This window comes from Xanthomonas sp. WCS2018Noco2-27 (assembly GCF_031843525.1).
GTDB lineage: Bacteria > Pseudomonadota > Gammaproteobacteria > Xanthomonadales > Xanthomonadaceae > Xanthomonas.
Map to the genome: position 1 here is coordinate 1 of NZ_JAVTIK010000018.1, position 19,211 is coordinate 19,211.

General features: G+C 66.1%; 18 protein-coding genes and 1 other RNA gene. 10 read left to right on the plus strand and 9 right to left on the minus strand.

Annotated elements, in window-relative coordinates; translation table 11 throughout:
- Both RQH86_RS20435 and RQH86_RS20440 read right to left on the minus strand, forming a co-directional pair.
- Positions 1–825, minus strand: an 825-nt coding sequence (locus tag RQH86_RS20435) for an alpha/beta hydrolase (protein WP_311260736.1), incomplete at its 3' end; no start/stop codon positions are given.
- Positions 826–910: 85 nt separating this feature from the next.
- A complete protein-coding gene (locus tag RQH86_RS20440) occupies positions 911–1,525 on the minus strand; it encodes a CDP-alcohol phosphatidyltransferase family protein (protein ID WP_311238994.1) in 615 nt (204 codons plus the stop codon).
- A 75-nt stretch (positions 1,526–1,600) separates the two neighbouring features.
- Here RQH86_RS20440 and purH point away from each other — a divergent pair, with 75 nt between their 5' ends.
- The 4 genes from purH to yccS all read left to right on the plus strand — a co-directional run bounded on the left by purH (position 1,601) and on the right by yccS (position 7,917).
- On the plus strand, positions 1,601–3,184 hold the full coding sequence (purH, locus tag RQH86_RS20445; RefSeq protein ID WP_311238995.1) for a bifunctional phosphoribosylaminoimidazolecarboxamide formyltransferase/IMP cyclohydrolase: 1,584 nt from the start codon (positions 1,601–1,603) through the stop codon (positions 3,182–3,184).
- Positions 3,185–3,206: 22 nt separating this feature from the next.
- On the plus strand, positions 3,207–4,058 hold the full coding sequence (locus tag RQH86_RS20450; protein ID WP_311238996.1) for a hypothetical protein: 852 nt from the start codon (positions 3,207–3,209) through the stop codon (positions 4,056–4,058).
- A gap of 34 nt (positions 4,059–4,092) precedes the next feature.
- The gene (purD, locus tag RQH86_RS20455; protein WP_311238997.1) at positions 4,093–5,388 is read left to right on the plus strand and encodes a phosphoribosylamine--glycine ligase; all 1,296 of its coding nucleotides are present in this window, start codon (positions 4,093–4,095) and stop codon (positions 5,386–5,388) included.
- A 315-nt stretch (positions 5,389–5,703) separates the two neighbouring features.
- On the plus strand, positions 5,704–7,917 hold the full coding sequence (yccS, locus tag RQH86_RS20460; RefSeq protein ID WP_311238998.1) for a YccS family putative transporter: 2,214 nt from the start codon (positions 5,704–5,706) through the stop codon (positions 7,915–7,917).
- A gap of 166 nt (positions 7,918–8,083) precedes the next feature.
- Here yccS and RQH86_RS20465 read toward each other — a convergent pair.
- Together RQH86_RS20465 and RQH86_RS20470 are read right to left on the minus strand one after the other, a co-directional pair.
- A non-coding RNA gene (locus tag RQH86_RS20465) (sX9 sRNA) lies at positions 8,084–8,160 on the minus strand.
- Between the two features lie 61 nt (positions 8,161–8,221).
- Entirely contained in the window at positions 8,222–9,412 is a 1,191-nt protein-coding gene (locus tag RQH86_RS20470; protein WP_311238999.1) for an MFS transporter, read from the minus strand.
- A gap of 97 nt (positions 9,413–9,509) precedes the next feature.
- Between RQH86_RS20470 and RQH86_RS20475 the strand changes: the two genes are divergently transcribed.
- The 5 genes from RQH86_RS20475 (at position 9,510) to RQH86_RS20495 (ending at position 14,307) form a co-directional block, all read left to right on the plus strand.
- Positions 9,510–10,412, plus strand: a complete 903-nt coding sequence (locus tag RQH86_RS20475; protein ID WP_311239000.1) for a LysR family transcriptional regulator — start codon at positions 9,510–9,512, stop codon at positions 10,410–10,412.
- A 66-nt stretch (positions 10,413–10,478) separates the two neighbouring features.
- Positions 10,479–12,401, plus strand: coding sequence for an MFS transporter (locus RQH86_RS20480; RefSeq protein ID WP_115552781.1), 1,923 nt, complete (start codon positions 10,479–10,481; stop codon positions 12,399–12,401).
- 308 nt (positions 12,402–12,709) lie between these two features.
- Positions 12,710–13,054, plus strand: coding sequence for a CD225/dispanin family protein (locus RQH86_RS20485; protein ID WP_311239001.1), 345 nt, complete (start codon positions 12,710–12,712; stop codon positions 13,052–13,054).
- Positions 13,054–13,464 (plus strand): DUF2752 domain-containing protein, encoded by a 411-nt coding sequence (locus tag RQH86_RS20490; RefSeq protein WP_055853205.1) that lies wholly within the window; start codon positions 13,054–13,056, stop codon positions 13,462–13,464. The genes RQH86_RS20485 and RQH86_RS20490 overlap by 1 nt, the downstream gene beginning before the upstream one ends.
- 384 nt (positions 13,465–13,848) lie before the next feature.
- Complete coding sequence (locus RQH86_RS20495) at positions 13,849–14,307, plus strand: DUF4240 domain-containing protein (protein WP_311239002.1); 459 nt, start codon at positions 13,849–13,851, stop codon at positions 14,305–14,307.
- A gap of 217 nt (positions 14,308–14,524) precedes the next feature.
- Here RQH86_RS20495 and ampE read toward each other — a convergent pair whose 3' ends face one another.
- The 5 genes from ampE to RQH86_RS20520 all read right to left on the minus strand — a co-directional run bounded on the left by ampE (position 14,525) and on the right by RQH86_RS20520 (position 18,430).
- A complete protein-coding gene (gene ampE / locus RQH86_RS20500; protein ID WP_055853208.1) occupies positions 14,525–15,418 on the minus strand; it encodes a regulatory signaling modulator protein AmpE in 894 nt (297 codons plus the stop codon).
- A gap of 136 nt (positions 15,419–15,554) precedes the next feature.
- Positions 15,555–16,454, minus strand: coding sequence for an NAD(+) diphosphatase (gene nudC, locus RQH86_RS20505; RefSeq protein ID WP_311239003.1), 900 nt, complete (start codon positions 16,452–16,454; stop codon positions 15,555–15,557).
- A gap of 318 nt (positions 16,455–16,772) precedes the next feature.
- A complete protein-coding gene (erpA, locus tag RQH86_RS20510; protein WP_055853212.1) occupies positions 16,773–17,159 on the minus strand; it encodes an iron-sulfur cluster insertion protein ErpA in 387 nt (128 codons plus the stop codon).
- Between the two features lie 80 nt (positions 17,160–17,239).
- Complete coding sequence (locus tag RQH86_RS20515) at positions 17,240–17,689, minus strand: polymer-forming cytoskeletal protein (protein ID WP_055853213.1); 450 nt, start codon at positions 17,687–17,689, stop codon at positions 17,240–17,242.
- 3 nt (positions 17,690–17,692) lie between these two features.
- A complete protein-coding gene (locus RQH86_RS20520; RefSeq protein ID WP_055853215.1) occupies positions 17,693–18,430 on the minus strand; it encodes a DUF6776 family protein in 738 nt (245 codons plus the stop codon).
- Between the two features lie 128 nt (positions 18,431–18,558).
- Here RQH86_RS20520 and RQH86_RS20525 point away from each other — a divergent pair, with 128 nt between their 5' ends.
- Entirely contained in the window at positions 18,559–19,185 is a 627-nt protein-coding gene (locus tag RQH86_RS20525; protein WP_311239004.1) for a DUF4126 domain-containing protein, read from the plus strand.
- Positions 19,186–19,211 lie beyond the last annotated feature (26 nt).

The following is a 19,211-nucleotide window of genomic DNA, read 5'->3' on the forward strand; positions in this document are numbered from 1 at the left end:
GCTGCGAATGGGCGCGATGGCCAGCGCGCGGTCGCGCTCGCCCAGGGTGTCGTGGAAGAAACCGGGCAGCCAATGCCGCTGCTTGATCGGCGAGCGCAGGTTCTCGTAAAACCGATCCTGCGGGCCGCGATGCACCACAAAGTCCGAGCCGGACACCAGCAGTTGCGTCGGCACGGTGATCGCCTGCGCATCGGCCACCACACGGTCGGCCGCTGCATACAGACCCAGCAGCACGCGCACCGAAATCGGACGGGTGATCAGCGGGTCGGTGCGATAGCTTTCCACGCGTTGCGCATCGTGGGTGAGCCACTGCGGCTTGACGTAGCTGTTGACGAAGAAGTTGCCGCGCAGCGCATGCATCAGCGCCAGCCCGGCACGTGCGAACGGCACGTACAACTTGACCTTGAACGCCGGCGAGGCCAGCACCAGCGCGCGTAGCGGCGGTGCGTAATCGTGCACCCAGGTGGCTGCGACCACCGCGCCCACGCTCTGCGCGATCACCGCGATGTCCTGCACCGCGATGCCGTGCGTGGTGCCCAGATGCGCGATGAAGCTGTCCAGATCGCGCACCAGCGCATCGAAGCCCGGTGCATCGCCGCGCACGCCTGGCGAGCGGCCATTGCCGCGTGCGTCCCAGGCAAAGAACTGCGCATCGGGCAGATTCAATTCTTCGGCCAGATGCATCACCCGGCCGGAGTGCTCATGCCCGCGATGCAGCAGCACCACCGCCTTGGGTGCAGCACCTGCCAGCTGCGCCGGCCAGTGCCGATAAAACAGCTGCGCACCATCGAAACTGGCGAATTCGCGCTCTACGACATCACGCATCGGATCATCCTGAAATCAGTGAGAAAGAGTGAAGGCCGTGCAGCGCGAATGAAACGCGGCAGCGCACGGCGCGTCGCGATGTCGATCAGCGCGCCGCTGCCTCGGCCAGCCCGGCGCGCACCCGCCGCCACACCGTGGCACTGCAGGCAAGACTCAAGGCAATGGCGACCCAGGTGACGCCGCGCGCACCCAGCAGCCCGCAGGCCAGGCCGACCCCCACCACGCCGATCACGAAGGCGCGGTCGCTCTTGCCCATCGGCCCGTCGTAACGGCGACTGGCACCGACCATCAGCCCGAGCACGCCGGTGTATTCGGTCAGCGCCGCCAGCAGCGCAAAGATCCATAGCCAGTGCGCGCCCACGCCGGGCACGCCGAGCAGGCTCAAGTACAGCGCCGCATCGGCCACCACATCGCACAGCTCGTTGAGGTAGGCGCCCAGGCGCGACTGCTGGCCGAACTCGCGCGCCAACATGCCATCCACCGCATTGAGCGCCATGCGCAGCAGCATCCACAGCGGCAGCAACAGATACAGCAGCGGCCAGCTGGCGCCGGCGCGGTAGACCACCGCGGCCACCATCACCGACACCGCTGCGGCGATGAGCGTCACCTGGTTGGCGGTGATGCCGCCGCGGTACAGCGCGCCGACCATGGGCCGCAGCAGGTCCTGGAAGCGTCCTTTCAAAGCATAGATCGAGGCCATACCAGTGGTTGAGTCCATTCGAGCGCTGGCGCAGCCTACAATATCGGCTGCCCCGCAACGACTGTTCCCTCACTCATGGCCTCCGATTTCCTGCCCGTGCGCCGGGCCCTGCTCTCCGTTTCCGACAAGACCGGCCTGATCGACCTGGCCCGCGCGCTGGTGGCGCGCAAGGTCGAGCTGCTGTCCACCGGCGGCACCGCCAAGGCGATCCGCGACGCCGGCCTGCCGGTCAAGGACGTCGCCGACCTGACCGGTTTCCCGGAAATGATGGACGGCCGCGTCAAGACCCTGCACCCGCTGGTGCACGGCGGCCTGCTCGGCCGCGCCGGCATCGACGAAGCGGTGATGGCCGAACACGGCATCGCGCCGATCGATCTGCTGGTGCTAAACCTGTATCCGTTCGAGTCGGTCACCGCCAAGGCCGATTGCACGCTGGCCGACGCGGTGGAAAACATCGACATCGGCGGGCCGGCGATGCTGCGCAGCGCAGCCAAGAATTTCGCCCGCGTGGCGGTGGCCACCGACCCGGCGCAGTACGCCGACCTGCTCGCCGAGCTGGGCGCCAACGACGGCCAGCTGTCGGCCGCCAAGCGCTTTGCGCTGTCGGTGGCTGCGTTCAACCGCGTGGCGCAATACGACGCGGCGATCAGCAACTATCTCTCGGCAGTGGCCGACAGTGCGGAAAACATCCCCACGCGCAGCCCGTTCCCGGCGCAGATCAATTCCAACTTCATCAAGGTCATGGACCTGCGCTACGGCGAAAACCCGCACCAGTCCGGCGCGTTCTACCGCGACCTGTATCCGGTGCCGGGCACCTTGGCCACCTTCCAGCAGTTGCAGGGCAAGGAGCTGAGCTACAACAACCTGGCCGATGCCGATGCGGCGTGGGAATGCGTGCGTCAGTTCGATGCGCCGGCCTGCGTGATCGTCAAGCACGCCAACCCCTGCGGCGTAGCCGTGGGCGTGGCCTGCGGCGATGCCTACGAGCTGGCCTACGCCACCGACCCGACCAGCGCGTTCGGCGGCATCCTGGCCTTCAACAAGACCCTGGATGCGGCGACCGCCAAGGCCATTTTGGATCGCCAGTTCGTCGAGGTGCTGATTGCCCCCGACTACGAGGCCGGCGCGCTCGAATACGCCACCAAAAAGGCCAATGTGCGCGTGCTCAAGATTCCGCACGGCGCCGGCCTCAACAACTACGACACCAAGCGGATTGGCTCTGGCCTGCTGATGCAGTCGGCCGATAACCGCGGCATGTCGCTGGGCGAATTGAGCGTGGTCACCCAGCGCGCGCCCAGCGATGCGGAACTGGGCGATCTGCTGTTCGCTTGGCGCGTGGCCAAGTACGTCAAATCCAACGCGATTGTCTACGCCAAGGACAGCCGCACCATCGGTGTGGGCGCCGGGCAGATGAGCCGCGTGGTCAGCGCCAAGATCGCCGCGCTCAAGGCCGAAGAAGCAAAGCTGGAAGTGGCCGGCTCGGTGATGGCATCGGATGCGTTCTTCCCGTTCCGCGACGGCATCGACGCCGCTGCTGCTGCCGGTATCAAGGCAGTGATCCAGCCGGGCGGCTCGATGCGCGATGGCGAAGTGATCGCCGCCGCCGACGAACACGGCATCGCGATGGTGTTCACCGGCGTACGCCATTTCCGGCACTGAGCCGAACGACAAGGACAGGTCCATGTACCGATTGCGCTCCCTCGCCGCCCTGGTGGCTGCTGCCGGCTTGCTCGGTGGATGCAAGCAGGATCCCGCGCCTGCAGCAGCGCCCGCCGCAGCAGCAGCGCCCACCCCTGCTGCGGCCGCCACCACGCAGCTGAGCCGCACCGAGCGCCTGGACGGTTTTTTGCGCACGCGCTATGGCGCCAAGGCCGGTCTGGCCGCGCAATGGAGCGGCGAGGCCGATGGCTTCAAGGCCGACAGCCAGGTCTGCGCCGAGCAGCCGGTGGTGGTCGGCGAGCAGGTGCAGCAGCTGCTGGCGGTGTGCCACAGCCTCAGCGATGGCGGCCACGGCAATCCCGGTCTGATCGACTTTTTCGTGCTGCGCAGCGACGGCGACACGTTCAAGGTGGTGGCCGAAAAACTGTCCGACACCTTTGGCAGCGATGGCAATCCTGGCAGCGTGGACGTGCTACGGCTGGGCAGCGATTTTTACGGTTTCATCGTGCACAGTTTCTGGATGGGCCAGGGCCTGATGCTGGAATCGCAGGATCTGGTGGTGCCCGGCCCCAAGGGGCTGGTCGGCGCCGGCTCGCTGCGCGCGCATATCGACAACAGCGGTGGGCTGGACTGCGACGACCAGGCCCGCGAGCCGGATCAAACCCAGGCGCAATGCATGGCCGAAGCGTTCGATGTGGACTTCACCCTGGACGTGGACAGCAGCAACGCACAGGCACGCATCTGGCCGCTGCGCATCCACGAACACGGCAGCGATTGCGGGCAGACGCTGGACACCAGGCATGTGTTCGCACTCGACCCCAAGACCTGGACCTACCCCTTCCCCAACGCTCTGCAGCGCGAAGGCTGCAAGTAGCGCGTCCTTTCCCCCGTCCTAGCGAGCAGTTCTCTTGAAAATCCTTGTCATCGGCTCCGGCGGCCGCGAACACGCCCTGGCCTGGAAAATCGCGCAATCCGCGCGCGTGAGCGAGGTGCTCGTGGCGCCAGGCAATGCCGGCACCGCCACCGAGGCCAAGTGCCGCAATGTCGCGATCAAGGTCGACGACCTTGATGGCCTGCTCGCACTGGCGCAGCACGAAGCCGTCGCGCTCACCGTGGTGGGCCCGGAAGTGCCGTTGGTGCTCGGCGTGGTCGACCGCTTCCACGCCGCAGGCCTGCGCATCTTCGGGCCCACCGCCAAGGCCGCGCAGCTGGAAGGCAGCAAGGCCTTCGCCAAGGATTTCCTGGCCCGCCACGGCATTCCCACCGCGTATTACGCGGTGCATACCGAGGTGGACGCCGCACTCGCCTACGTGCGCGAGAAAGGCGCGCCGATCGTGGTCAAGGCCGATGGTCTGGCCGCCGGCAAGGGCGTGATCGTGGCGATGACGCTGAGCGAGGCCGAAGACGCGGTGCGCGACATGCTCTCGGGCAATGCATTCGGCGATGCCGGCGCGCGCGTGGTGATCGAAGAATTCCTCGATGGCGAAGAGGCCAGCTTCATCTCCGTGGTCGATGGCACCCACGCCTTGCCGATGGCTACCAGCCAGGACCACAAGCGCGTCGGCGATGGCGACACCGGCCCCAATACCGGCGGCATGGGCGCGTACTCGCCAGCCCCGGTGGTGACGCCCGAGGTACATGCACGGGTAATGCGCGAAGTGGTCGAGCCGACCGTGCAGGGCATGATCGCCGACGGCGTGCCGTTTACCGGATTCTTGTATGCCGGGCTGATGATCGATGCGCACGGTGCGCCGAAGGTGATCGAATTCAATGTGCGCTTCGGCGACCCGGAAACCCAACCGGTGATGCTGCGACTGCAGTCGGATCTGGTGGATCTGCTCGAAGCGGCCATCGATGGCACGCTGGACCGTGCGCAGGCGCAGTGGGACCCGCGCCCCTCGCTGGGCGTGGTGATCGCCGCCAAGCCCTATCCGGAAACCCCGGTCACCGGCGAGGTCATCACCGGCCTGGACCAGGTACCGGCCAGTGCTAAGGTCTTCCATGCCGGCACCGCATTGAATGCCGCAGGCGAGGTGATCAGCGCCGGTGGCCGCGTGCTGTGCGTTGCCGCATTGGGCGACAGCGTGCTGGAAGCACAGCGCACCGCGTATGCCGGCCTGCAGCCGATCCACTGGCCCAACGCCTTCCAGCGCAGCGATATCGGCTGGCGTGCGATCGCCCGCGAGCGCGACGCGCAGGGCTAAGCCGCGTCCTTCCCCCGCCGGCGGGGGAAGGTGCCCGAAGGGCGGATGGGGGCAAGCACGGACATCCGCTGGTTGTCGGCCGAACAGAGCAACAGCTCGCTGGTGGTCGCCGACAAGGCGGTGTTCAAATTCGCAACCACAGGTTGCAAGGTCGCCAAGCGCGGTAGACGGCCGTGCAGCAGGGGCGGCGGCGCAATCGCGCACTCCGCTCCAGTCCGCACACATGCCGGCTACTGACAAAGAACTAGCCGCTCTCCACACCGGTGGCGCGTGCCTGCGGCAATAATGCGCGGGCACGCTTGCCCATCAGAGACCGTGGCCACCACTTCCTTCGAATCTCGCCTCAGCCGCCTGTGGGCCCATGAAAAGGCCAGCTACGGGCTGCGTGTGTTCATCGCGCTGGCGGTGGCCATGGGCGTGTGCTGGCACTGGCAGCAACTCACCGCAGTCCCGGCGCTGTTTCTGGGCACCATCGCCAGCGCCATCGCCGAAACCGACGACAACTGGTTGGGCCGCATCAAATCGGTGCTGCTGTCGTTGCTGTGCTTTGCCGCGGCGGCGGCGGCAGTGACGCTGCTGTTCCCGTACCCGCTGCCGTTCGTGATCGGCATGGCGGTGGCCACCTTCTCGCTCACGCTGCTGGGCGCACTGGGCGAGCGCTACGCCTCCATCGCGCAGGCCACGGTGGCGTTGTCGATCTACGCCATGATCGGCATGGACCAGCACGGCAGCCACGATCCGCTGGTGGCCTGGCATGGCGCGGCGTTGCTGTTGATCGGCGCCACCTGGTACGGCGTGCTGTCGATCCTGTGGACCATCCTGTTCGCCAATCGCCCGGTGCGCGAGCGGCTGTCGCGGTTGTTCTTCGAGCTGGGTCTCTATCTCAAGCGCAAGGCCGACCTGTTCGAACCGGTGCGGCAAAGCGACCTGCATGCGCGCCGGCTGGCGCTGGCCGAACAGAACGCCAAGGTCGTCGGCGCACTCAATGCCGCCAAGACCGCGATCATCAGCCGCTTCGGGCGCTCGGGGCGGCCGGGCGTGCAATCGGGCCTGTATTTCCGGCTGTATTACATGGCGCAGGAATTCCACGAACGCGCCAGTTCGTCGCACTATCCCTACGAAGCGCTGACCGATGCGTTCTTCCACAGCGATGTGCTGTACCGCTGCCAGCGCCTGCTCGCGCTGCAGGGCAAGGCCTGCACCGCGTTGGGCGAGGCGATCCGGCTGCGGCAGCCGTTCGACTATGGCGACAACAGCCGTCTGGCCACCGAAGACCTGCGCCAGTCGCTGGATTATCTGCATGCGCGCGCCGACCCCGCACTGGCGCGCCTGCTCGGCGCGCTGGAACTGCTGGTCACCAATCTGCAGACCATCGAACGCAAGCTCTCCGAAGCGGCGCAATCCGATTCCACCAGCGACAACCTCGACACCCGCCTGCGCGATTCCTCCCCGCACACCTTGCGCGAAATGGCCGCGCGGCTCGGCCAGCAACTCACGCCCGGCTCGGTGCTGTTCCGGCATGGCCTGCGCATGGCCATCGCGCTGGTCGCGGGCTATGCGGTGATGCAATCCATCCATGCCGACAACGGCTACTGGATCCTGCTCACCACCGCGTTCGTGTGCCGGCCCAATTACGGTGCGACACGCCTGCGGCTGGTGCAGCGTATCGCCGGTACCTTGATCGGCCTGGTCGCCACCTGGGCGTTGATGCAGCTGTTCCCCGGCACCGAAGTACAGCTGCTGCTGGCCCTGGTCGCGGCGCTGGTGTTCTTCATTACCCGCACCGATCGCTACATGCTGGCCACCGCCGGCATCACGGTCATGGCGCTGTTCTGTTTCAACCTGCTCGGCGATGGCTTCGTGTTGATCTGGCCGCGACTGATCGACACCGTGATCGGCTGCGCCATCGCCGCGGCGGCCTCGTTCCTGATCCTGCCGGACTGGCAGGGCCGTCGCCTCAACAAGGTGATGGCCACGGTACTGGCCAGCTGCGCGCGCTATCTCACCCAGGTGCTGGAGCAATACGCGAGCGGCATGCGCGACGATCTGCCCTACCGCATCGCACGCCGCGACATGCACAACGCCGATGCGGCGTTGTCGGTGGCGCTGTCCAACATGCTGCGCGAGCCGGGTCGCTTTCGACGCAATCTGGATGCGGGTTTCCGCTTCCTCGCACTGTCCAATACCTTGCTGGGCTATCTATCGGCGCTGGGCGCGCACCGCGCTGCACTCGATGGCGAACACGACCCCACCATCGCCCGGGCCGGCGACTATCTGCAGCGCGCGCTTGGCGACATCGCTACCGCTTTGAGCCAACGCCACCCACTGCCGGCGCATGACGAAACCGAAGAACTGGCCATGGCCGATGCGCTGGAACAGCACGCCGTGCAGCTGCCGCCCAAGCAGCGTCTGGTGCGCGACCAACTCGCACTCACCTTGCGCCTGCTGCCCAAGCTGCGCGCCGCTGCGGTGGCGGTGACCGATGCACCGGCCGAGGGTGCGGGGCGTCTGGCGGTGAGCAAACACTAGCGGCGATCGAGGACCGTGCGGGCTGATGCCGGTATCGACCACGCCGCTCAGCCCGGCGGCGTTGGCGCAACCCTTGCGCGCAACACCGCAAAAGCCAAGCTCTTCAGATGCGCGCATCCGTGCAGCGTGCGAGGACGCGTCACTACGTATCGGCAGTGCGTGGAGCGACTAACACACCGTAGCGAGCCGCCGTCAGGTGCGTGTGGACGGCGCACGCAGAACCGGAATGTATGGGTAGTACCTACCGCACCGAGCTCCGGCGACGCCCGCCTGACCGTGAGCGCAGTCGTTGTGCTAGCCGCTGCTACTTCCAGGTATTGCGCGACACACTCCAGCCCACCCAGCCCAACGCCGCCACGGCCAACAGCGCACCGCCGATCACCACACCGCTCCAGCCGGCCTGCGCGTACGCCGCGGTGCTCAAGGTCGACCCCAGCGCGCCGCCGATGAAGTAGCAGGTGATGTAGGCAGAGGTGATGCGGTTGCGCGCATCCGGATTGCGTTGATAGATCACGCTCTGATTGGCGATGTGCACGCCCTGCACGGCGATATCCAACAGCAACACGCCCACGATCAACAACGCCATCGAGTGCGGCGCAAACGCCAGCAGCCCCCACGACACCAGCAACATCACCAGTCCACCCCAACTCACGCGGTCGCCATGGCCGTGATCAGACCAATGCCCGGAACGATTGGCCGCCAACGCACCGGCCGCACCGATCAAGCCGAACAGCCCGATCACCGCGGTGCCGTAACCATAATTCGGACCGGACAACAGAAAGGCCAGCGTGGTCCAGAACATGCTGAAGCCGGCAAAGATCAGCCCACCCAGCACCGCGCGCGCGCGCAGCACCGCATCGTCGCGCAGCAGCGTCAACACCGATCCCACCAACTGCGGATACGACAACTGCGCATTGCCCGGATGCCGCGGCAGCCCGCGCCATAGCAGCGCGGCGGTGATCAGCAGCAGGCCGGCGGCAATCCAGTACACCGTGTGCCAGCCGCCCACACCGGCCAGCAGTCCGGCAGCGGTGCGCGCCAGCAGGATGCCCAGCAGCAAGCCGCTCATCACCGTGCCGATCACCCGCCCCCGCTCGTGCGGTGCCGCCAGCGTGGCCGCAAACGGCACCAGGATCTGCGCCGCCACCGAACTGGCGCCGGTGACAATGGTGCCGACCAGCAACATCGCAAAGCTGTGCGAGCTGGCACTGATCAGCAGGCCCAGTGCGCTGAGCACGAACAGGCCCACGATCAGGCTGCGCCGCTCCAGCCGGTCGCCCAATGGCACCAGCAACAGCAGCCCGGCCGCATACGCCAGCTGCGCTGCGGTCACCACCGCCCCGGCGCTGCGCACCTGGATGCCGAAGGTCTGCGCCAGCGTTTCCAGCAGCGGCTGGGCGTAGTAATTACTCGCCACTGCCAGCCCGGTGGCGGCGGCCATCAACAGCACCAGGCGGCGCGGCAATGGCGGATGGGCGGCGGGGTCGACGGTCATGGCAGAGGCCTGTGGAAGGAATGGAGGCAGTGTGGGCAGCGGCGATGCATCTTTCCAATGTATTGTTTTCACCGTCACCATCGCGTTTCGAGATCGCATGCTCACCCTGCGCCAGCTGGAATTTGCCGTGGCCGTGGCCGACGAAGGCGGCTTCACCGCGGCCGCACGCCGCTGCAACACGGTGCAATCGGCGCTCAGCCATCAGGTGGCCAAGATCGAAGAGACGCTTGGTGCGCGGCTGTTCGAGCGCGGCACCCGCCGGGTACGCCCCACGGCGGCCGGCGAAGTCTTTCTGCACAACGCACGCGAAACTCTGCGCGCGGCCGAACGCCTGCACGAAGAAATGGCCCAGGCACTGGGCACCGTGCGCGGCCGGCTCACACTGGGGCAGATCTCCTCGCTGAGTACGGTGCAGGTGCCGCAGCTGCTGCGCCAGTTCCGCACCGCACATGCGCGGGTAGACGTGCACCTGCGCACCGCCATGAGCGAGGCCTTGCTGCACGATCTGGGCGAAGGCCGGCTGGATGTGGCCCTGGTCGGCGTCGGCCCGCAGGTCGCGGTACCGGAGCAGCGCCTGCTCCTGCACGAAGAACCGCTCGCCTTGATCGTCGCCCCCAGCCATCGCTTTGCCGCGCGCAAGCGGGTGGCCCTGGCCGAGCTGGAGGACGAACCGATGGCCGGGCTGATCCCCGGTGCCGGGGTGCGCGGCATCATCGATGCGGCCTTCGAGCAGGCCGGGCTGCGGCAGCGCCAGCAATACGAGGTGACTCACGCCGACCTGATGCGCGAACTGGTCGCCGCCGACCTGGGCGTGGGCATCGTGCCGCACACCATGGCCAGTGCCATGCGCGAGGTGGTGACGGTCGCGCTCAAGGAGCGCTTCCGCTTTTTGACCTACGCAGTGTGGCGGCCGGACCCTACCCCGGCCGCACGCGCGTTCGTGGCGCTGCTGCGTGCCCAAGCGGCGCCGCGTGCGCCATCGCCTGGCCGGTCGCGCTAAGCGCACAGGCCCTCCACCAGCACCGTGGAAGCCTGCTAGGCTGCGCGCGTTCGCAAAGGAAACTGCATGTCCGGTCACAGTCAGTTCGCCCTGCTCAGGCAGCGCCGCTTCTTGCCGTTCTTCGCTGTCCAGGCGCTGGGCGCGTTCAACGACAACGTCTATCGGCAGGCCATCATCGGCTTGCTGTTTTATCTCGGCATCGATGCGGCGCAGCGCACGCTCTACACCAATCTGGCGCCGGCGCTGTTCATCCTGCCGTACTTCCTGTTCTCCGCGCTGGCCGGCCAGATCGCCGAAAAAATGGAGAAGCAGAAGCTCATCGTGATCACCACCACGATGGAGATCGCCATCATGTCACTGGCCGCGGTGGGCTTCATCACCGAGAACATGGTGATCCTGCTGATCGCGCTGTTCTGCACCGGCCTGCAATCCACGCTGTTCGGGCCGGTGAAGTATTCGATCCTGCCCTCGGTGCTCAAACCCGAGGAACTCACCGGCGGCAATGGCCTGGTCGAGATGGGCACCTCAATCTCGATCCTGTGCGGCATGATCTTCGGCGGGCTGATCTTCCAGATCGCCGGCAGCCATGGCCCGGTCGCTGCAGCCACCGCCGTGATCGCCATCGCCGTCACCGGCAACCTGGTGGCGCGGCTGGTGCCCAAGGTCGATGCCGGCGCGCCGGAGCTGAAGATCAACTGGAACCCCATCCCCGAATCGCGCGCCATCATGCGCCTGACCCGGCGCACGCCGGCCGTGCGCAACTCGGTGCTGGGCGTGTCGTGGTTCTGGTTCGTCGGCACCGTGCTCACCGCGCAGCTGCCCACCTACGCGCAGCTCAATCTCGGCGGCCAGCAAGACCTGTACGTGTTTGCGCTGGCGCTGTTTTCGATCGGCACCGGCGTGGGCTCGCTGCTGTGCGAACGGCTGTCCGGGCGCACGGTGGAAATCGGCCTGGTGCCGCTGGGTGCGTTCGGCATCAGCGCGTTCCTGCTGGACCTGTATTTCGCCCGCCCCGGTGCCGCGCCGGTGAGCGATCTGTCGATCGGCCAGTTCGTGCAGCAGGCCGGCAGCGTGAGACTGATCATCGATCTGGTCGGCATTGGCCTGTTCACCGGTCTGTTCGTAGTGCCGTTGTTCGCGCTGATCCAGAGCCGCACGCCCAAGGCCGAACTGTCGCGCGTGATCGCCGGGCTCAACATCCAGAATTCGCTCTTCATCGTAGCCGCCGCCGTCATCGGCATTGCGCTGCAGCTGCCGCAGGTGGTGCTGTTCGGCCACCGCATTCCGATGCCGGGGCTGAGCATTCCGCAGGTGTTTCTGGCGCTGGCGATTGCCAATACGCTGGTGGCGCTGTGGATCTTCACCCTGGTGCCCGAGTTCCTGATGCGCTTTCTCAGCTGGGTGCTGGTGAGCGTGTTGTACCGGCTGCGCGCACGCGACATCGACACCCACGTGCCCGACAACGGCGCCGCCTTGCTGGTGTGCAACCACGTCAGCTACATGGACGCGCTGATTCTGTCGGCGGTGATTCCGCGCCCGGTGCGCTTTGTCATGTACTACAAGATCTTTCGCATCCCGGTGATGCGCTGGATCTTCCGCACCGCCAAGGCCATCCCGATCGCCGGCGCGCGCGAAGACCCCGCACTGATGCAGCAGGCGTTCGACCGCATCGACGCCGCGCTGGCCGATGGCGAGCTGGTGTGCATCTTTCCGGAAGGTGCGTTGACCAAGGACGGTGAGATTGCCGCGTTCAAGTCCGGTGTCGAAAAGATCCTGGAGCGCCGCAAGGTGCCGGTGATTCCGATGGCGCTGCGTGGCATGTGGTCGAGCATGTGGAGCCGCCGCGATACCCGCCTGGGCCGCATGCGCGTGCCGCGCCGGATGCGTGCGCAGATCGAAGTGGCTGCAGGCCCCGCCGTTGCCGGCGACCAGGCCAGCGCCGCGTTGCTCGAACAGCAGGTCCGGGCACTGCGCCAGGACCAACCGTGAGCCGCACCGGCGCGGGCTTTGCGTCCGTCGCGCACCGCGAGTAGCCTGTGCGCCACTGCACGCTTTACCGCCGCGTTCGCCAAGCGGACGCGGCAGGTCGTACCGGGGGAAGTCGTCGTGCGCAACATCGTGTCTGAGGCATCTGCCGCAACCGGCAGCCGTCGCGCCTGTCGGCGACCTGCGGTTGCAGCGCTGCACCGCGGCCCTGCGGGCACGACGCAAGCTGCCATCCGTCGCGCTGCGGCCGTCATCACCCTCCCCACGCACCCGATCCGTTTGTTGTCGTTTACCACCCAAGGAGCTTCACCATGAGTGCCATCCCACCGCCGATCCACCCCTCGTCCAGCGCAGCGCCCGGCCCGGTGCCCAATCACCTGATCTGGGCGATCGTCTCCACCGTGCTCGGCTTCTGCCTGTGCTGCCCGTCCCTGATCACCGGCATCGTGGCGATCGTGTTCTCCACCAAGGTCAACGGCCTGCTCAACCAGGGCGATATCGACGGCGCGCGTCGCGCCTCCAACACCGCCAAGACCTGGTGCATCGTGACCAGCGTGCTGGCCGCGATCGGCCTGCTGGTCAACATCGGCATGGTCGCCACCGGCGGCATGCAGGGGTACTCGGATTACATGCAGCAGCTGCAGCACATGCAGTAGTGGAACTGCGTCCACGCCATTGGCTTGGACTGGGGGCGGCCACCAGCGTGGCCGCCTTTGGCGTATCGCTGCTCTATCGCTTCGACCCGAACGCGAGCAACAGCCCGTTCCCGCCCTGCATTTTTCGAACCGTCACCGGCTGCTACTGCCCCGGTTGCGGCATGACCCGCGCGTTGTATGCGCTGGTGCATTTCGATCTTCCTGGCGCCTTCGCCATGAACCCAGCCGCCGTGCTCGGCCTGTTCACCCTGCCCGGCCTGATCGCCTGGAAAGCCGGCTGGCGCGCCCGCTGGTTCGCACCGGTGGTGAGCGTGATGTCCGAACCGAAATTCTGGTTATGGGCACTCCCCACGTACTGGATTGCGCGAAATCTGCCGTGGTATCCGTTTACGCTGCTGGCACCGGGTTAGATGGAATAAAGACGTTACGAGGCAGTGCTTCATCGATGATGAGCTTCTTACGCGACATCGTACGTAATGCATCCGCAGAGAAAAATTTTATCCACCCTCTCGTTGAAAGTGAACGCGTATAACTAGGGCAGTGGGTAGGCCGTAATGACTTCAAGCACTACGAAACGAGCGCCACCGACAATAAAGGTGCTTGCAAAGAAACGCCTTGATCGTTACGACTAGCTTTGGTGAAAAGCATTGCAGCACGCCCATGCCTTAGAACTCATCTATTCGATCAGAAGAGCCGGAATCTCTGTATCTCGACTGGCAAACCAGTCACAGCAACACCACTTCGCGACGCGGGTCGCTATTGCACCAGCAATCAGACGCTCAATGGAGCAAGTTATGGAAAACAGCCAATTCTGGCAACTCATGAAACTTATTGATCGTGTTGCATTGAAGGACGGAGACGAGGATCGCGCTCTGGCCTCTCTCACATCGGCCTTAACTGCCATGGAGATTACAAGCATCGAAGCTTTCCATGAGCATCTCTCGCAGCATCTTTTCGCCATTGACGGAGAGAAGTACGCAGAAAATGCCGGCGACTCCGGGCAGTCCGATGATGGTTTTCTCTATGCCAGATGCTATGTGGTCGCTTGTGGTGAAGAATATTATTCCCGCGTAAAGAGGACTCCGGCTGAAATGCAACGCTCGGCTGACCAATGGTGCGAGTCGCTACTTTACGTCGCTCCAAACGCCTGGGCAGCAGGTAGCGGCAGAGACCCATCAGACTGGCCATTTGAGGCAACTGTTAGCTATGAGTCGGGCAGCAACCCCGATCTTTGGACTGAGGCCGGCGCATAACATCCCATCAAAGCCGACACGTCTCGCGTGTCGGTTTACTTCGGGCCTCGAACCATAGCGGACGAGCCGATGAGCGCCCGTTCAACGCGTCAGCAACGTGTGCCGGAAGGCGTACCGCCGGACCCGCATTCAAAAACTTACGCTGAAAGAATTGAAACCTGGTGCCAGAACGAGAAGCAGTACTGCGCTCGTAACTACTTTAGTGTGGCGCGCAGTATCACCGCACCCAACCCGCAATCACCAACAACGCCAGCACCACCATCCACAGCAGCAGCACACGCCAGACCAGGCTCATTGCATCGCGCACTTCCGGCAGCCGGCGCCAGACCGGCACCAGGCCCGAATCGGTGTAGTCGTGCGCTTCTTCGCGCAGCTCGGCACTGACACTGGCACGCGCAACGGCACCGAGAAAATGCGGCTCCAGCGACCAGCGGTTGCCATGCGCTTGCCGCCACGCGCGGAACACCGTGTCGAAGTTGCCGACCAATGCCATCGACACAGTGATCAGCTGCGCTACCGGCCATTCCAGCACCGCCAGCAGCCAGCGCGCGCCGGCAAGATTGCGCGGCGGCAGCAGCACCGCCAGCGGGCTTTCCACCGCCAGCGCGGTCAGGCGATACAACACCGCGCCGAATGGCCCCAGCAACAGAAACCACCACAGCACCGCAAACCAGCGCCGCAGGCCATTGACCACCACCGCTTCGACCAGCGACGGCGCATCCTCGTGCACGCTGCCGCCGGCGGCCTGCAACTGCGAGATCGCATCGCGCCGCGCCCCGGGTTCGTCGGCATCGATCACCGCCTCGACATCGCGATCCAGATCGCGCGGCCCCCAGGTCCAGGCCAGCACCGCCACGCCGAACAGCAGCGACAGGAACCCGTGCCAGACATCGTCCAGCAGCCACTGCAGCACGAGCACTACAAACAGGGCCGGCAACAGCGCCAGCAGCACCCCGTAGCGGCCCTGCCAGGCGCCACGTCCGGCGGCATAACTGTCCAGCCGCCGCAGCCAATGACCAAACCATTCAAAACGCCGCAGCCTGGCCACCTGCGCCGGCACCAGATGGCCCAGCGTGAGTGCGACGACGACGGCAACCAGGGTGGTGAACATGGGTGTCCCTCCTCAGCCGAGTCTAGCCGAGCGGGCACAACCGCCCCGTAACGCGTTTCGCGCGCCGGCACCGTGCGCACCGGGCATGGGCGCGCATGCGCTCGCCGCAAGCCGCGTGCATGCGCAAGCGATGCCCTCAGCCATGCGTGCGATACCACTGCTCGATCAGCGCGCGCGCAATCGAAATGGCAGGCGGCAGCCCAATCCCGTCCTCGCCGCCTTGCCCGGCCAGCGCAGCGCCGACCTCGGCATGACTTACCCAACGCGCGTCTTCCAGCTCACCGGTCACCTGCGGCACTTCGCTCGCCGCCGCATGCGCAGTAAAGCCCAGCATCAGCGCACCCGGGAACGGCCACGGTTGCGCGCCGACATAGCTGCAGTGCTGGATCCGCACCCGGGTCTCTTCGTGCACCTCACGCGCCACCGTCTGTTCCAGCGACTCGCCCGGCTCCACGAATCCGGCAATCACCGAATAACGCCGCGGCGCCCAGCTGGCCTGGCGGCCCAACAGCAGCCGCTGCCCGTCGCTGACCGCGACAATGATCGCCGGGTCCACGCGCGGATAGTGCTCGGTCTGGCACTGCGTGCAATGCGCGATGAAGCCGGCGCGGCGGAACACGATCGCCCCGCCGCACACGCCGCAAAAGCGCGTGCGCGATTGCCAGTGCAGCATGGCCCGCGCATACGACACCGCGGTGGCGATCTCCGCCGGCCACTCGGCCGCCGCCTGGCGCAGGTCCACACGCTGCGGCGCCTTGACGTCGAGCGGGTCGGCCGACAAGCAGAACCAGCCTTGGCCATCGCGCACGCCCAGGAAGATCGCCGCCTCCGGGCTATCGGCAAGCGCGGAGCCCTGCAGCAGCAACGGTTGTCCCTGCGCATCGGCCAGCGCGGTGCCCTTGGCATCGATCAGCAGCACGTGGCCTTGCGGCCACAGTTGCACCAACGCAGCGGGATCGTCACGCAACGCATCGCCACGATCGAGCGGCGCGTGAGTGAAGGCAAAACCGGACAACGGAAAAGTAGACTCGGACATCGGCGCAAGCCTGCCGATAATTGGCGACACCCGCAACCGGCAGTGCATGACGATCGCCGCAGCGTAGGCGCATGCAATGCGCGCGCACTCATGACAGTTCGCTGATGATTACAACCGGTTTGTCGCTGCAGACGCCATGCATCCGCAACGCGGACCTGCCGAAACGCGTTTTGCGCCATCTGCATCGATCGTCGCAACAGGGCTTGCCCGCTGCGCTCGATCAGGACGCGTCAGCCAAGTGCGACAGCGCCATTGGCGGCGCAGACGAGCGCCGTCAAACGATCACGACAGCGTCAGACTGCAGCCCGCCCAACACCCTCAGACGCTGAAGCTGCTACCGCACCCGCAGGTGGTCTTGGCATTGGGGTTGCGGATCACGAACTGCGCACCGGTCAGGCTTTCGGTGTAATCCACCTCGGCGCCCATCAGGTATTGCAAGCTCAGCGGGTCGACCAACAGCGTCACGCCATCGGTGGCCACGGCCAGATCGTCTTCGGCACGGTTCTCGTCGAACTCGAAACCGTACTGGAAGCCGGAACACCCGCCTCCCTGGATATACACGCGCAACGCCAGCTCGGCGTTACCCTCTTCCTGGATCAGCTCGCGCACCTTGGCGGCGGCAGCTCCGGAAAAATTCAGCGGCCGGTCGATGGACTGATAGTCCGGGGCCGGGGCGGCAGTAGGAAGCGAAACGAGCGTACTCATGGCGTCAGCATGGGGGCCAGACGGCCCCACTTCAAGCCGGTTGTGCCAGCGACAGGCTCGCGCTTCAGCCGCGTGCCCGCTCAGGCCTCGGCGGTTTCGGCCTGCAGCGCCTTGACCGGCTCGGTGCGGCTGCCTTCCGGAGCCGGCAGCGCGGCGGTCGCGCCCGCCGTGGCGGCATGGATCAACCGTCCGGTGAGCTGCGCGCCAGCGCTCATTTCCACCACCTGGTAGTGCACGTTGCCCTGCACTCGGGCATTGGCGGCCAGTTCGACCCGCTCGGCCGCATGCACGTCGCCGGTCAGCTGACCATTGATGATCACCACCGGCGCACGCACTTCGCCCTCGATGCTGCCCTGCTCGGCCACGGTCAGGATGGCGCTGGCGCCGTCTTCGGCAATCACTTTGCCCAGGATGCGGCCTTCCACATACAGGCCACCGCTGAAGGTCAGGTCGCCGCGGATCACCACCTGCGGCCCGATCAAGGTATCGACCACGGTCTGCGCACCACGGTTGGACTTGTTTCCGAACATGAGCTATTCCCCCGCGCCATTGCCGGCGACTTTCCAATCGAATGTCTGGTTGACCGGCGCCCCATCGCCGCTCAGGGAGATTTTGACACGTTGCGGAGTGAAATCCTTCGGCAGGATCACGCTGCCGTCCAACTGCTGGAAATAGCGGAACGAATACGGCTGGGCGGCGGCATCGGGCTTCTGGTGCAGCTCGTTCCAACTCACCGTCACCAGCTTGCCGGCGCGCACGCCTTCCACCGCAAAGCGCAGCTGGCCCTGGCTGATCGCGCCACGGTTGAGGTTCTGGGTCAGCACCACGCTGTAATTCCAGGTCCCGCCGGCCTCGGCGGTGAACTGCACCGAGTGCGCATTGAGCCCCTTGCGCTGCGCGGTGGAGCCCACCAGGCGCTCGTAGAAGGCCACATCGGCGCGCAGCGCAGCGATCTGCTCGTCGCGCTCGGCCAGCGAGGCCTGCACTTCGGTATTGGCGACGCGGCTGATCTTGTCGGACATCGCCAGATTGACCTGGCGCTGCTGTAATTGTTCGATCAGCCGGCGCTGCTGGGCCTGGCTGCGCTGGGCCTGCTGCAGCGCAGCCTCGGCCTCGACCAGACGCGGCGCGGCGGTGCGGCTGGCCATCCACCACACACCACCCAGCGATGCGAGCCAGAGCAGGACGACCACGATCCACAGCCAGCGGCCGCTGGAAGGGCCACCACCGGAGTCACGTTGGACGATCTGAACGCGTGCGGCTGGTCTCATGGGTATCGGGTCCGGACGGGCCGGCGGTGTGGGCGGCGGCGTAGTGTGCCAGAGCCTCGACGGCCGTCGCGCTGGCGCTGGGCCGGCGGTTATCCGATAGTTCCGCATTGTTCGCAGGAAGCAACGCCATGAGCGAAGCCCATCTGTTCGTGATCGGCATCCTGCTGGCCTGGCTGGCTGGCATCCGCGTCTACCTCACCGTGTTCGGCGTCGGCCTGGCCGGCCTGCTCGGCTGGATCGAGCTGCCGCCGGCCTTGCATCCGGCGCAATCGCTGTGGGTGCTGGGCACGTCCGGCGCGCTGGCGGTGGCCGAATTCTTCGCCGACAAGATCCCCGGCGTGGATTCGGGCTGGGATCTGCTGCAGACCCTGGCGCGGGTGCCGGCTGGCGCGTTTCTGGCCGCCGCCACGCTATCGCCGGATGGCGACCTGGGCGCGGGCGCGTTGGCGGCCGGCGCTGGCGTGGCGTTGACCAGCCACACGCTCAAGGCCGGCACCCGCGCACTGCTCAACACTTCGCCGGAGCCGGCCAGCAACTGGGTCGCATCGCTGGCCGAAGACACCATCGCCACCACTGCACTGGCGCTGGCCTTGGCGCACCCCTGGTTGGCATTGAGTCTGGCAGTGGGGTCCAGCGTGCTGGTCGCGCTGATGGTGTGGTGGGTGTGGCGATTGTTGTGGCGTGGCATGCGACGGCTGGTCGCGCCGATGCGCGCTTCAAGCACGCCGGCTGCACGCCGCTCCCCGCTATCGTGAAGTTCATCGCATAATCATCGCGACTG

What these genes read in the sequence shown, in the direction of transcription:
- RQH86_RS20440 (WP_311238994.1), bottom strand. Translation starts at nt 1,525, where the DNA reads ATGGCCTCGATCTATGCTTTGAAAGGACGCTTCCAGGACCTGCTGCGG.
- purH (WP_311238995.1), top strand. Translation starts at nt 1,601, where the DNA reads ATGGCCTCCGATTTCCTGCCCGTGCGCCGGGCCCTGCTCTCCGTTTCC.
- RQH86_RS20450 (WP_311238996.1), top strand. Translation starts at nt 3,207, where the DNA reads ATGTACCGATTGCGCTCCCTCGCCGCCCTGGTGGCTGCTGCCGGCTTG.
- RQH86_RS20470 (WP_311238999.1), bottom strand. Translation starts at nt 9,412, where the DNA reads ATGACCGTCGACCCCGCCGCCCATCCGCCATTGCCGCGCCGCCTGGTG.
- RQH86_RS20475 (WP_311239000.1), top strand. Translation starts at nt 9,510, where the DNA reads ATGCTCACCCTGCGCCAGCTGGAATTTGCCGTGGCCGTGGCCGACGAA.
- RQH86_RS20480 (WP_115552781.1), top strand. Translation starts at nt 10,479, where the DNA reads ATGTCCGGTCACAGTCAGTTCGCCCTGCTCAGGCAGCGCCGCTTCTTG.
- RQH86_RS20485 (WP_311239001.1), top strand. Translation starts at nt 12,710, where the DNA reads ATGAGTGCCATCCCACCGCCGATCCACCCCTCGTCCAGCGCAGCGCCC.
- RQH86_RS20495 (WP_311239002.1), top strand. Translation starts at nt 13,849, where the DNA reads ATGGAAAACAGCCAATTCTGGCAACTCATGAAACTTATTGATCGTGTT.
- ampE (WP_055853208.1), bottom strand. Translation starts at nt 15,418, where the DNA reads ATGTTCACCACCCTGGTTGCCGTCGTCGTCGCACTCACGCTGGGCCAT.
- nudC (WP_311239003.1), bottom strand. Translation starts at nt 16,454, where the DNA reads ATGTCCGAGTCTACTTTTCCGTTGTCCGGTTTTGCCTTCACTCACGCG.
- erpA (WP_055853212.1), bottom strand. Translation starts at nt 17,159, where the DNA reads ATGAGTACGCTCGTTTCGCTTCCTACTGCCGCCCCGGCCCCGGACTAT.
- RQH86_RS20515 (WP_055853213.1), bottom strand. Translation starts at nt 17,689, where the DNA reads ATGTTCGGAAACAAGTCCAACCGTGGTGCGCAGACCGTGGTCGATACC.
- RQH86_RS20520 (WP_055853215.1), bottom strand. Translation starts at nt 18,430, where the DNA reads ATGAGACCAGCCGCACGCGTTCAGATCGTCCAACGTGACTCCGGTGGT.
- RQH86_RS20525 (WP_311239004.1), top strand. Translation starts at nt 18,559, where the DNA reads ATGAGCGAAGCCCATCTGTTCGTGATCGGCATCCTGCTGGCCTGGCTG.